11 protein-coding genes are annotated in these 13,075 nt (G+C 39.2%); 8 read left to right on the top strand and 3 right to left on the bottom strand.

Features of this window, described 5'->3' with window-relative positions:
- Positions 1–24 precede the first annotated feature (24 nt).
- A complete protein-coding gene (locus F984_RS12630) occupies positions 25–450 on the top strand; it encodes a GNAT family N-acetyltransferase (RefSeq protein WP_004709843.1) in 426 nt (141 codons plus the stop codon).
- On the opposite strand, the gene F984_RS12625 is transcribed toward F984_RS12630, so the two are convergent.
- A complete protein-coding gene (locus F984_RS12625) occupies positions 447–1,253 on the bottom strand; it encodes a peptidoglycan DD-metalloendopeptidase family protein (protein WP_004709841.1) in 807 nt (268 codons plus the stop codon). The two genes, F984_RS12630 and F984_RS12625, sit on opposite strands and share 4 nt — an antisense overlap.
- Before the next feature lie 299 nt (positions 1,254–1,552).
- On the opposite strand from F984_RS12625, the gene clpB reads away from it, so the two are divergent.
- The gene (gene clpB, locus F984_RS12620) at positions 1,553–4,132 is read left to right on the top strand and encodes an ATP-dependent chaperone ClpB (protein ID WP_002156879.1); all 2,580 of its coding nucleotides are present in this window, start codon (positions 1,553–1,555) and stop codon (positions 4,130–4,132) included.
- A gap of 56 nt (positions 4,133–4,188) precedes the next feature.
- On the opposite strand, the gene F984_RS12615 is transcribed toward clpB, so the two are convergent.
- On the bottom strand, positions 4,189–4,677 hold the full coding sequence (locus F984_RS12615) for a CinA family protein (protein ID WP_004709838.1): 489 nt from the start codon (positions 4,675–4,677) through the stop codon (positions 4,189–4,191).
- Positions 4,678–4,945: 268 nt separating this feature from the next.
- Here F984_RS12615 and F984_RS12610 point away from each other — a divergent pair, with 268 nt between their 5' ends.
- On the top strand, positions 4,946–5,362 hold the full coding sequence (locus F984_RS12610) for a hypothetical protein (protein ID WP_004709837.1): 417 nt from the start codon (positions 4,946–4,948) through the stop codon (positions 5,360–5,362).
- Positions 5,363–5,386: 24 nt separating this feature from the next.
- Here F984_RS12610 and rlmKL read toward each other — a convergent pair whose 3' ends face one another.
- Positions 5,387–7,591 (bottom strand): bifunctional 23S rRNA (guanine(2069)-N(7))-methyltransferase RlmK/23S rRNA (guanine(2445)-N(2))-methyltransferase RlmL, encoded by a 2,205-nt coding sequence (gene rlmKL, locus F984_RS12605; protein ID WP_025467905.1) that lies wholly within the window; start codon positions 7,589–7,591, stop codon positions 5,387–5,389.
- 228 nt (positions 7,592–7,819) lie between these two features.
- Between rlmKL and F984_RS12600 the strand changes: the two genes are divergently transcribed.
- From F984_RS12600 to F984_RS12580, 5 genes are all read left to right on the top strand, one after another.
- Positions 7,820–8,164, top strand: coding sequence for a hypothetical protein (locus tag F984_RS12600; protein ID WP_004709834.1), 345 nt, complete (start codon positions 7,820–7,822; stop codon positions 8,162–8,164).
- 123 nt (positions 8,165–8,287) lie between these two features.
- Entirely contained in the window at positions 8,288–9,304 is a 1,017-nt protein-coding gene (locus F984_RS12595) for an aspartate carbamoyltransferase catalytic subunit (RefSeq protein WP_002156826.1), read from the top strand.
- 12 nt (positions 9,305–9,316) lie between these two features.
- Positions 9,317–10,552 (top strand): dihydroorotase, encoded by a 1,236-nt coding sequence (locus tag F984_RS12590; protein ID WP_004709832.1) that lies wholly within the window; start codon positions 9,317–9,319, stop codon positions 10,550–10,552.
- Positions 10,553–10,765: 213 nt separating this feature from the next.
- Positions 10,766–12,184, top strand: coding sequence for an OmpA family protein (locus F984_RS12585; protein ID WP_004709830.1), 1,419 nt, complete (start codon positions 10,766–10,768; stop codon positions 12,182–12,184).
- Positions 12,185–12,286: 102 nt separating this feature from the next.
- Positions 12,287–13,066 carry a Rossmann-like and DUF2520 domain-containing protein gene (locus F984_RS12580; protein ID WP_004709828.1) on the top strand — a complete coding sequence of 260 codons (780 nt, stop codon included), beginning with the start codon at positions 12,287–12,289 and terminating at the stop codon, positions 13,064–13,066.
- Positions 13,067–13,075 lie beyond the last annotated feature (9 nt).

Genomic DNA, 13,075 nt, shown 5'->3' with positions numbered 1-13,075 from the left:
AAAAAATAAAAAGGAGAATGTTGGGTGAATATCCGTTTAGCTCAATCAAAAGATACCGAATTCATATGTCACTTACTGAAACAAATGGGATATTCACAGCCATTAAGATTGATTGAGGAACAATTCCAAAGATTAAGTAAAGATTCTAACGCAATTACATTGGTCGCAGCCGACGATTTAAATGTATATGGAGTTTTATCACTTTATTTTATTCCGCAAATTGCCTTAAAAGGGGACTTTGCCAAAATATGTTATTTGTGTGTTGACGAGAATATGCGTAGTAAAGGAGTGGGTCATTTGCTTGTACAAGAAGCAGAACGGTTGGCAAGGCAACGTGGTTGTGACCGGATGGAACTGCACTCAGGATTGCAAAGGTCTTTAGCGCATCAATTTTACCTAAGAGAAGGTTATGTCGAGGCGCCAAAGTACTTTAGTAAAGCTTTAAATTAATGAGCTGGATTTAAAAAAAGTTGAGGGTCTACCCGAGCATTGTTAAGACTCATTCCCCAATGTAAATGTGGCCCTGTTACACGGCCTGTTTTACCGACTAAGCCGAGTACTTCACCTTGATGGATACGCTGACCTTTTTCTACTTTTATCTCGCTTAAATGGAAAAACATGCTAATTAAGCCTTGGCCGTGATCAATTAATACAGTTTGTCCATTAAAGAAATAGTGTCCTGTTTGAACGACTACACCATCTGCTGGAGCAACTACTTTTTGACCTATTGGTGCTGGAATATCCAGACCTGAATGAGGTGCACGTTCTTCACCATTGAAGAAACGTTTTCTTCCAAAAGAGTTGGTAAATTTTCCCGAAGTTGGACGTATAAATTTAGGCAAGCTTTGCCATGAACTTGTTGTGAAAGAACTATAAACCTCATTTTGTTCTTTCGCTTCTTGAGCATAGCGGTCTAATTGACTTTGGTTGGGGTTCACATAGTCTTGATTGGTAACTTTAATCCTTTGCTCAGCATAAGGATAAGACTTAACTTCTATTTGAATAGGCGCTTTATTGGTATCAAGCTGAATGCTGCCGAGTGGTGTAGATAATGGAATACCTACTACAGCATAACGTTGATGGCCTTCTTGACTGATTAAAACGGGTTTGTGTTGAAAAGTCACTTGAGTAATATCGGTCGATAATGGAACGACTGCAATTCCACCAGGTCTTCTTGAGTCTTGGGGTAACTCTGCCATTGCTAGAGTCGAGCTAAAAAGACAAATTGTTAATATAATATGTTTTAAACGCATTTTAATTTCAAAAACAGGATGGAATTAGCCTAATAAATTAATTCCTATTTTTGGAATTCTCAATGAAGACTTTGTGAAAAGAGTGGAACAGACGAAACCAAATATAAATATTTAAGCGATTTAATAAAATGTAGCTGAAGTGTACTTGAAATATATACAAAACAAACCCATATTATAATCGAGTTTTACTCATAGTGTTTTTTATAAGATCATGAAAAATATATAAAAAATTATTTGAAATCCGAAAAAGTGTTCCCATCTATTACACAAGTACGAATTTGTTGTGAGGAATAACAAGAATGCGATTTGAAAAATTTACGAACCGCTTGCAGCAAGCCCTCTCAGATGCTCAATCCTTAGCAATGGGTAAAGACCATACGGCTATAGCAGGTATTCATATTTTGAGTACTTTATTGGAAGAGCCGTCTAATATTAGTTTGTTGCAACAAGCAGGTGCACGGTTACCTGAACTTAAACAAAAGCTAGAACAGGCTTTAAAAGATGCTCCGACTATTGCTAACCCGACGGGCGATGTCAATTTAAACCCTGAAGCAGTTAAAGCGCTTAACTTGGCAGATCGATATGCGCAAAAAGCTGGCGATGAATTTTTGTCGACTGACTGGGTTTTATTGGGCTTAGCAGAAACTGGCGAAACAAAAAATATTTTAAGTGCCGTAGGTGTAACTCCCGACAGCTTACGCAAAGTAATTGAACATATTCGAGGTAGTGACAAAGTCATGAGTAATAATCATGAAGACCAACGTGACTCACTTAATAAATATACAATTGATTTAACTGAGCGGGCTTTATCGGGGAAACTTGATCCGGTCATTGGACGTGATGATGAAATTCGACGCACTATTCAGGTCTTGTCACGTCGTACAAAAAATAACCCTGTACTCATCGGTGAGCCGGGTGTTGGTAAAACCGCTATTGTTGAAGGCTTAGCACAGCGTATTGTCAATGGTGAAGTGCCAGAAGGCTTAAAGAATAAACGTGTTTTATCACTAGATTTAGGTTCATTGCTTGCAGGTGCTAAGTATCGTGGTGAGTTTGAAGAACGTTTAAAAGCTGTTTTAAAAGATTTGGCGAAACACGAAGGCGAAATCATCTTATTCATTGACGAGTTACATACCCTCGTTGGTGCTGGTAAAGGTGACGGCGCGATGGATGCAGGGAATATGTTAAAACCTGCGTTGGCGCGTGGTGAACTGCGCTGTGTGGGTGCAACAACCTTAGATGAATATCGTCAATACATTGAAAAAGATGCCGCTTTAGAACGTCGTTTCCAGAAAGTTCTGGTTGATGAACCAAGCGTTGAAGATACGATTGCAATTTTACGTGGTCTAAAAGAAAAGTATGCTACTCACCATGGTGTACAAATTTTAGACTCAGCGATTATTGCAGCAGCGAAAATGTCTCATCGTTATATTACAGACCGTCAATTACCAGACAAGGCAATTGATTTGATCGATGAAGCAGCTTCTCGTATCAAAATGGAGATTGACTCTAAACCTGAAGCACTTGATAAACTTGATCGCCGTTTAATCCAGTTGAAAATGCAGTTGGAAGCGGTGAAAAAAGATGAAGATGCAGGCAGTAAGGCCGAAGTTACTCATCTTGAAAAACAGATCGCTGAAGTTCAGAAAGAATATAACGATCTTGAAGAAGTGTGGAAATCTGAAAAAACTTTAGTAGAAGGCACTAAACAAGCTCAGGTTGAACTTGATAAAGCACGTATTGCTTTTGAGAAAGCTCAGCGTGAAGGCGATTTGGCCGAAGCAGCACGTTTACAATATGGCGTTATTCCAGAATTGCAAAAACAGCTTGAGCAAGACGAAGTTGCTGAAGAAAACGAAGAGCCAAAACTCATTCGTACTAAAGTGACTGAAAATGAAATTGCCGAAGTCGTTAGTGCTGCAACGGGTATTCCGGTTGCGAAAATGATGCAAGGCGAGCGTGAAAAACTCCTTCATATGGAAGAGTTCTTGCATGACCGTGTTGTAGGGCAAGATGAAGCAGTTGTTGCAGTATCGAATGCAGTACGTCGTTCTCGTGCCGGTTTGTCTGACCCGAATCGTCCTAGCGGATCATTCTTGTTCTTAGGACCAACGGGTGTTGGTAAAACTGAGTTAACTAAAGCTTTAGCTAACTTCTTGTTTGATAGTGATGATGCCATGATTCGTATCGATATGAGTGAATTCATGGAGAAACATTCTGTCAGCCGTTTAGTTGGTGCGCCTCCGGGCTATGTGGGTTACGAAGAGGGCGGTGTTTTAACCGAAGCTGTTCGCCGTAAACCATATAGCGTGGTGTTGTTTGATGAGGTTGAAAAAGCGCATCCAGATGTTTTCAATATCTTGCTCCAAGTGTTGGATGACGGACGCTTAACCGACTCACAAGGTCGAGTAGTGGACTTTAAAAACACGGTTATTGTGATGACATCAAACTTGGGTTCACAAGATGTACGTGAGCTTGGCGAAGGTGCCACTGATGATGAAGTGCGTACAGTTGTGATGAATGCGGTAAGTCAGCATTTCCGTCCGGAATTTATTAACCGGATTGATGAGCTTGTAATTTTCCATTCACTCAAGAAAGCGCAGATTCGTGGTATTGCGGATATTCAGTTAGATCGTTTACGTTCACGTCTTGTTGATCGTGATATGAGCTTAACTGTAGATGACAGTGCATTTGACTTATTGATTGATGCTGGTTTCGATCCTGTATACGGAGCACGTCCATTAAAACGTGCAATTCAACAACAGGTTGAAAACACTTTGGCTCAAAAAATCTTGTCAGGTGAGTTTGTTGCAGGTGATACCATTTTAGTTAAAGGTGAGCATGGTCACTTGGTCTTTGATAAAATGAAACTCAGCTAAGTTTGTTCTGCTAAAACCGAAAAGAGAATATGGAAACATATTCTCTTTTTTTATATTTAACTTTTATGCTGATTGGAAGATATAAGCGCAATAATTGAGTCTGCCACTTTTTGCGTGAGAGTTTTAAGTTTTTGTTCGGCATGCCCTGATAAAAAATAATGGTAATGATAAATACGTTCTAGATAAGAAATACAAATAAAAAAAGTACCTACAGGTTTTTCCGTGGTTTCACTTCCGCCATGTTTGAGTAAACCTGTACAACTTACAATAATATCGGCTTGTTGAAATAGAGTTTGACCAAGCCTGCACATTTCTTCAGTTACTTGTGGTGATTCTGCTGTGTAGGTTTCGATTAACTTTGGTTCAACTTTTAAAACACTGATTTTAATACTGGGGTCATAACTCACTAATCCGCCCAGTAAAATATCAGCGCCACTATTTTTATGAATCGAAAACTGACTGGTTAAGTAACCTGAACTGGCACTTTCAATAAATGCAACTTTAAGTTGAAGATCTTCTAATAATTGACAGCATTGCTGAAGCATTATTCCACCTCGTATGGTGTTTATTTATGAATAAATCTAAATGCAAATACATTATAAAATCACAGTAAGTGATCTGGAGTTATGGTGCAAGTCTGAGATAACAATCTATAAAACTACTTGAATATTCATGAAAGGCCTGTGAAGAATTTCAGATTTTAAAATGATCAATGCTAATTATCGGGAAGTTTCTTTATAACATTGCGACAAGGTTAAAAAGTTGCTAGTTTGATTTCATATAACGAACAATAACAATTTTAGGAAGTAGGTAATGAATAATAAGCAAGGGTATATGCTGGGAGTTTTGAACGGGGTGTTTGTATTATTATCAAATGCCTGGGCAGCACAACCAATGACAGAAAGTGCGCTAGCCACTCAAACAGGTGCGGTAACCACATCTTTACCCGTCATTATTGCTAAGGCTCAAGATGATGCACAAAAAACTGAAATAGAGCAGCACCAAGCTCGCAAAGAATTAGGCGATAACTATTTGCAAGAAGTTCGTTGGAACTCACTAAGGTCGAGTGTGTTATCACCTTATCAAGAACAAAAACAAAATCAGGTAATAGATATTAAAGAAAAGAAAAAATTAGAAATGGTTGCACTACCAGACCGAGCGGACCGCTTTACACGTTATGAGTTTGAGCCAAAGAATGTACATGGTGAAGTTATCATTACCGTAAAGTAATGATAACTTTCTACCAAATTTATATTAGTTCAGACCTAAATGTTGAATTTTCCAAGCGCGATGGATTTTTTGATTACGTTTAAAATCTGGTCCAATTGTTTCAGAAGTAATTTCTTCAACATTGTATAGCGCTTCAATTTCCTCATCCATTTCAAAGCCGCGGTAGTTATTTGAGAAGTAAAGCGTACCTTCACTTGTTAAACGGTTCATAGCACGTTTAATAAGAGACACATGGTCGCGTTGTACGTCGAAAGTACCGTAGAACTTTTTAGAGTTAGAGAAAGTAGGTGGGTCAATAAAGATAAGATCGTATTGTTCGTGACCTTCTTTTAGCCATTCAAAACAGTCACTTGCAAAGAACATGTGTTGTTCATCTGCATGATCTACAGTTAAACCATTTAAAACGAAGTTTTCTTTAGACCAGCTCAAGTACGTGTTCGATAAGTCGACACTTGTAGTACTTGCAGCACCGCCTAAAGCCGCATGTAAGCTGGCTGTAGAGGTATAACTATATAAGTTAAGGAAGTGTTTACCACGAGCTTCTTGAGCAATACGTAAACGCATTTGACGATGGTCAAGAAATAAACCTGTATCAAGATAGTCAGTCAGGTTTACTAAAATTTTAGCTTTACCTTCTTGAACGATAAAACGTTTTGAAGCTGTGCTTTGTTTCGTATATTGGTTAGTACCTGTTTGGCGAGCACGCGTTTTAATAAAAATAGCGTCGCGGTTTAAACCGGTAACAGCACGAATTACAGCAAGTGCTAAATTAAAACGTTTTTTTGCTTTTTCAGGATCGATTGTTTTTGGTGGTGCATATTCCTGAACATGTAAACGGTCACCATATAAATCGACAGCGACATTAAAGTCAGGTAAGTCGGCATCGTATAATCGTAAGCAGTAAATATTTTCTTTAGTGGCCCATTTTTTCAAGGCAGTCATATTTTTTTGCAAACGGTTCGCAAAGTCTTGAGCTTCTTCCATTTCAACAGGTTGAGCTTGCCAAGTTGCTAAAAATGGCTGTGTTACTTTTTCTGGTTTGATTGCACCAAAACGAATGTAAATTGGTAACTTACCATTCATTAAACGTAAAGTTTCAGGTGCTTCAAAGGCTAAAACATCTGCTTGTTCAATTTGAGCTGCAATAATAGCTGCATATTGATTTGGGAAATGTTTTTGTAAAAGTGCCGATAACCCTAAGTAAAGAGAACGGTTTGATGCTTTATCACCTAAACGTTCGCCATATGGAGGGTTAGTCACAATAAAAGCTGTTTTCTTTTCAGCAGCAAAATCTGGCCAGTCAGCTAAAGTACGTTCTTCAATTTGAATTTGGCCTAATAGCTTTTCAAAGCCTGCTGCAATAATATTTTCACGAGTTGCTTTTACAGCTTCCCAGTCAGCATCAAACGCATAGAACTTAGGTAGTGGTTGCTCAAGAGCTTTTTCATGACGTTCTGCTGCTTCAGCTTTGAGTGAAAGCCAAAGTTCACGATCATGACCATGCCAGCCATTAAAGCCAAAACGGCGAACAAGACCAGGTGCGCGGTCAGTTAAAATCATTAATGCTTCAATGATAAATGTACCTGAACCACACATCGGGTCGAATACAAGCTCTGGATTACGTTCTTTAAGTTTGGCTTTTTGTAAAATTGCGGCAGCTAGGTTTTCTTTAATCGGTGCATCCGTCATATAACGACGGTAGCCACGTTTATGTAATGAGTCACCAGATAAATCTAGGCAATAAGTATGTTCAGTCTTGCCAGCAAGTACATATAACGTAATTTCTGGTTGTTTAGTATCAATACTTGGACGACGGCCGACAGCTTCCATAAAGGAATCGACTACACCATCTTTTGCTCTAAGCGTTGCAAATTGGGTATTAACTTTAATTTCACGCTCTGCATGTAAGCGAATAGCAAAGGTACTTTGTGGTGCAAAAATAAGTGACCAGTCAAAGCTCATTGCACCTTCGTAAAGCTCTTCTGCTACATCACGTGCATCATGTGTGTGTTCAAGTTCATACGTATGGATTGGAAGTAAAACACGAGAGGCAAGACGGGACCACATGCAAATGCGATAAGCATGTTCAAGTGTTCCTTCAATGATTAAACGTCCAGCTTTACGTTCTGTCACTTTGGTGCCAAGCTGTTCTATTTCTTCTTGTAAGAGGCTTTCTAAACCATCAGCACAAGTAATCCAATAGTGGTTTAAACGTAAAGAGGTATTCATAAACTCGATTGACCAAAACATATAAATATTAACGATGCAAAGTTTAACTTATTTTGATGTGTAAAGGTTTTTAAATTATTGCAACCTATCACTTGGCAACCAATAAACTGATTTTTAAAGCTTAAATCCTATAAACTGGTATGTATTTTGCTAAACCTCTATGAGTAAAGCTTATTTATTAAATGGTTTTTAACCAATTTTATGATTTGAAAGCATAGGGGAATATAAATGAAAGATATGATGGGGAATGGTTTTGTAGCCAATGCGGAAGCTTTTTCAGTGTCCACACAAATATATGTGCGTATGCGTAGGATCACAGGGCGGGTCATAGATGCATTGTATGTGGTCCAAAATAAAGATTACGCAAAGTATGTAATAGCGCTGGCTTTGGAAACAGATGACGATGAATTAAAACGTTATGTTGAACGATTAAACTCATTGACTGACTCCATACCAGAGCTTCCTCAAAAACAAATCGCGGAAAATGTTCAGTTAAACGAAGAAAAAGAAATCACGGCTGAAGACATTTATCGGGCACAAGTTCCGCACCATTATATTGGTGCTTTAAGGTAATATCGGCATGGCCCTAAATTTTCTGGTCAATTTAGGGTCTTATTCTGTAAAGTTCTTCTGCGAAAAAGCTGGAATTCAGCTACACTATGCACGTTTTCGCGATTCGACCCATAGGAATCCATTATGCATATTGCAGCATTGCATCAACCGAGCCAGGTTCAGCTCAATCAAGACGGAAATTTAAAACATTTTTTAACGATTGAGGGCCTTTCAAAAGAAAACCTCACTAAGATTTTAGATACCGCTCAAAGCTTTTTAGACGATAATAATAATTTAATTAACCGCCCGCTTTTAGAAGGACGGACGGTGATGAATCTCTTCTTTGAAAACTCCACACGTACCCGTACTACTTTTGAAGCAGCAGCAAAACGTTTGTCTGCCAATGTATTAAACATTGATATAGCACGTTCAAGCACGTCAAAAGGTGAGACTTTACGAGATACACTTTGGAACCTCGAAGCAATGGCTGCCGATATTTTTGTAGTTCGCCATTCATCTTCGGGTGCTGCACATTTCATTGCTAAAGATGTATGTCCAAAAGTCGCAATTATTAATGCCGGAGATGGACGTCATGCCCATCCAACGCAAGCGATGCTCGATATGCTCACAATTCGCCGTGAGACGAAGAAACCATTTGAAGATTTGAGTGTTGCGATTATTGGTGACATTAAACATTCCCGTGTGGCACGTTCAGATGTGGCTGCACTTCAAACTCTTGGATGTAAAGACATTCGTGTAATTGCACCAAATACATTATTACCAGTTGGCTTTTCAGAATACGGTGACCATGTTCGTTTGTTCAATAACATGGATGAAGGCGTCACTGGTTGTGATGTGATTATTGCGCTACGTATTCAAAATGAGCGTATTGATTCACCAGCGTTATCTTCGCAATCTGAATTTTATAGAATGTATGGCTTAAACAAAGAGCGCCTAAGTTTAGCTAAACCGGACTGTATTGTTATGCATCCGGGACCAATGAACCGCGGTGTAGAAATTGATTCGAGTATTGCCGATGGTGACCAGTCTGTGATTTTAAAACAGGTTACTAACGGTATTGCAGTTCGTATGGCTGTACTGGCGTTGTCTATGCAAGGGCAACTTCAAGAACAAGGTTTAATTGAAGCGATTGCGTTGTAAGGAATGGATCACATGAGTATTGTAAAAATTGAAAATGTACGTGTGTTAGACCCAATCCAAAAAACAGACAGCGTACAAACTGTATATATTCAAGACGGTAAGCTCGTTGCTCCAGTCGAACAAGTTGAACAAACCATTGATGGGCAAGGCAAATGGTTAATGCCGACCATGGTTGATTTGTGTGCACGTTTACGTGAACCGGGTCAACAGCAGCATGGTACGCTTAAGTCTGAAGGAAAGGCTGCACGTGCCAATGGTATTTTGCACGTGATTACCCCACCAGACTCAAAGCCAATTGTGCAAGACAATGGTGCCCTCATTCATGGTTTGATTGAAAAGGCTTGGCATGACGGCGGTATTCATCTGCATATTATTGGTGCTCAGACTCAAGGCCTAAATGGTAAACAACCAGCAAATATGGCAGGTCTTAAAAAGGGTGGGTGTACTGCTGTTTCAAATGCAAATGCTGCTTTTGAAAATGATGATGTTGTTGTCCGCACGCTTGAGTATGCTGCGGGTCTCGGTCTAACAGTAGTGTTCTATGCTGAAGAGCCGCAACTTGCTAAAGATGGCTGTGCTCATGAAGGCTTTATCGCATCGCGTCAAGGTTTGCCAATGATTCCTGCAATTGCTGAAACTGTAGCGATTGCAAAATACTTGCTTATGATTGAAGCGACAGGTGTCAAAGCTCACTTTGGCTTGTTGTCTTGCGGTGCATCGGTTGAATTAATTCGTGCAGCAAAAGCGAAAGGTTTACCTGTTACTGCCGACGTCGCAATGCACCAGTTACATTTAACTGAACAATTAACGGATGGTTTTAACTCACTTGCACATGTTCGTCCACCATTACGTTCTGAGCAAGATAAAGAGCTTTTACGCCAAGGTTTAAAACAAGGTGTAATTGATGCAATTTGTACGCATCACGAACCATTAAGCAGTTCAGCGAAAATGGCTCCATTTGCTGAAACCCAACCTGGTATTACTGCATTTGATACTTATGTAGCTCTAGGTATCCAACTCATTAATGAAGGCTTATTTGAGCCACTTGAGTGGGTTACTAAAGTAACAAGTGCTCCTGCACAGGTAGCAAACATGACTGCGCGTTGGCAAGCTGAAGCTGGGTGGGTGTTGGTAGATCCTGAACTAAGCTGGACGTTAACTAAAGACACTATCTTGTCTCAAGGAAAAAACACGCCATTACTGGGTCAAAACCTTACTGGTAAAGTAGTACAGACTTTTGCTGTATAGTTTTTAATAGTTAAAAGCTTATTCAAAATATAAATAGGCAGATCATAATGATTTGCCTGTTTTGTAAATACTAGATGGAAAATTGTATATAAATTATTTAAAAGACAACAAAAGATTTCGAGCGCATTAGAATAAAAAACTATCAGCAAAGAGAAGTATTTGAATAATCAAAAAATTGCTGGTTACGACGTATAAGATTCGGGAGAATAAACAATGTCGATAAACCCTATAGAACTGCTTAAAGAAAAAGTATCATCAACAATATTGAATAATCAGGATGGATTCCTAGGCGAAAAAACTAACGCGCTCTCTAAGTTTTATCCAATTCTACTTTCATTATTAGCTGCTAAACCTGATCTTATTGGACAGTTAAAAAACAGTTTAGCTCCATCATTATCCGATCTTTTTTCTCATAATGATCAAATTAAAAATACGGTACTAACCCATCTAAGTGGCACTGCACCATCTGCCGAGATTGAAAGTACACTCAATAGTGCGATCAAACCCAGTCTTAATACGATTTCTGAAGTCGCTGGAAGCGATCAACAAAGCATTGTGAACTATTTACGTCAACATGCGGAAACGATTCGTTCATATTTACCAGGGTGGGCAGTCGGCTTATTAGCTCCATTGGGTATTGGTGCGGGTTTATCATCAGTAACAACATCAACTGCACCTCCGCTTGCAGCGGCAACGGAAACGACTGGTAAATCTCGTGGTTTCTTACCGATTATTGCGCTTATTATTCTTGGTTTATTAATTGCTTGGTTATGGCGCTCTTGCCAGCATAAAGAAGCTACACCTGTACCCGAGACTACTCCTGCAAGTGGTGTAGCGGCCGCAGCAGCTGCACCTGCTACTTTAACTTTAAGTACGGACGATAAAGGGGCAGTAAGTCAATGTCAGGCAGGCATTGGTGATCAGGGCTTCTTGGCAACTTTACAAACGCAAGTTAAAAAAGTTCTTTCAGGGACTAAAGACTGTAATGTTGATACCAGTCAAACTTATGCTGCTGCATTTACCGATAAAGATGCGTTAGCAGGTGTGCTCGGTGCCTTAAAAGGAGTTCCAAACGCGTCTTTAGAATGGGTTGGTGACAAAATCACTTTGAAAGCAGGTGATGCCGCAGCTTTAGAAGCTTTAACTGCAAAAGTAAAAGCACTCGTTCCTCATACTGAAGTTGTTTCAGCTGCACCACAAACAGCTGAGCAATCTGTAAGTAATAGCTTAACTGCTTCACAAACTGCTTTAGGCTCAATTGACCCGAACAATGTAGATGTAAATGCTCTAGTTAAAGCGCTTAACTTGCAAATCATTAACTTCGCGAGTGGTTCAAGTGAAATTCCAGCAGACAATAAAGCCATTCTTGACCAAGCTGCAACACTGTTGAATAAAGTGACTAGTGTGAAATTAAATGTAGGTGGTCATACAGACTCAACAGGTAATGCTGCTGCCAATAAAGCACTTTCTCAACGCCGTGCTCAAGCCGTTGTAGATTACTTGGTTTCTAAAGGCGTAGATGCATCTAAACTTGTTGCCCAAGGCCATGGTTCAGAAAACCCTGTTGCAGAAAACACAACTGAAGAAGGACGCTTTAAAAACCGTCGTATTGAGTTTTCAGTAGCTCAATAATCAATAGATTCACAAAAAAGTTTGATTTTATTGAATTCTGATTTGAAAAAAGCTTCTCATTTTGAGAAGCTTTTTTATAAACATCAATATTGTTGGGTTGGTATGAAAATCAGTTTGTTAGGAAGTGGCCGTGTTGCTTTTCATTTGGCAAAGGCACTTTGGGCTAAGGGGCATAACATCGCACAAGTCTATGCGCGTGATTTTGAGAAAACCCAGAAATTTGCAGAACAAATTCAAGCAAAAGCATGTCAGTCTCTTCAAGAGTTTCAAGCGAGTGACTTAATTATTTTAGCTGTTTCAGACAGTGCTATTACTGAACTTGCAATGCAAGTACACGCGTCATTTCCAGAAACGCTTATGGTTCATACTTCGGGTAGTACCAATATTGAAGTTATTAGTAATATTCATAAAAAAGCTGGGGTATTTTATCCTTTGCAGACTTTTAGTTTTGAAAGAGACGTCGATTGGCAAGCCACACCATTATTTGTAGAGGCGACTAATAAAAACGATTTAGTCATACTTTCTGATTTAGCAAATAGCCTAAGTAATCGAGTATATCAATACACCTCAAAACAACGTTTAACTTTACACTTGGCGGCTGTATTTGCTTGTAATTTTAGTAACTACTGTTTTGATATGGCTAAACAGATTGTAGATGCAGAACAAGTCGACTTTAGCTTACTTTATCCATTAATTGTGGAAACAGCAAAAAAAGCCACTGAAAATGATCCGAAACAAATGCAAACTGGGCCTGCGGTAAGGGGAGATCAGAATATCTTGGCAATGCATGAGGGGCTATTAACTCAAGCAAATAGGGATGACTTAAAACAGGTCTATCAACTTTTAAGTGATGGCATCGTGAAGCGCCATCACTCGGCTTAAAGCTTATTT

Source organism: Acinetobacter nosocomialis NIPH 2119, assembly GCF_000368085.1.
GTDB classification, from domain to species: Bacteria; Pseudomonadota; Gammaproteobacteria; order Pseudomonadales; family Moraxellaceae; genus Acinetobacter; species Acinetobacter nosocomialis.
The sequence above is the reverse complement of the archived record's forward strand: the minus strand, read 5'-3'. Positions and strand labels throughout refer to the sequence as shown.

Coding starts and splice junctions, on each gene's coding strand:
- F984_RS12625 (WP_004709841.1), bottom strand. CDS start 1,253: ATGCGTTTAAAACATATTATATTAACAATTTGTCTTTTTAGCTCGACT.
- clpB (WP_002156879.1), top strand. CDS start 1,553: ATGCGATTTGAAAAATTTACGAACCGCTTGCAGCAAGCCCTCTCAGAT.
- F984_RS12615 (WP_004709838.1), bottom strand. CDS start 4,677: ATGCTTCAGCAATGCTGTCAATTATTAGAAGATCTTCAACTTAAAGTT.
- F984_RS12610 (WP_004709837.1), top strand. CDS start 4,946: ATGAATAATAAGCAAGGGTATATGCTGGGAGTTTTGAACGGGGTGTTT.
- rlmKL (WP_025467905.1), bottom strand. CDS start 7,591: ATGAATACCTCTTTACGTTTAAACCACTATTGGATTACTTGTGCTGAT.
- F984_RS12600 (WP_004709834.1), top strand. CDS start 7,820: ATGAAAGATATGATGGGGAATGGTTTTGTAGCCAATGCGGAAGCTTTT.
- F984_RS12595 (WP_002156826.1), top strand. CDS start 8,288: ATGCATATTGCAGCATTGCATCAACCGAGCCAGGTTCAGCTCAATCAA.
- F984_RS12590 (WP_004709832.1), top strand. CDS start 9,317: ATGAGTATTGTAAAAATTGAAAATGTACGTGTGTTAGACCCAATCCAA.
- F984_RS12585 (WP_004709830.1), top strand. CDS start 10,766: ATGTCGATAAACCCTATAGAACTGCTTAAAGAAAAAGTATCATCAACA.
- F984_RS12580 (WP_004709828.1), top strand. CDS start 12,287: ATGAAAATCAGTTTGTTAGGAAGTGGCCGTGTTGCTTTTCATTTGGCA.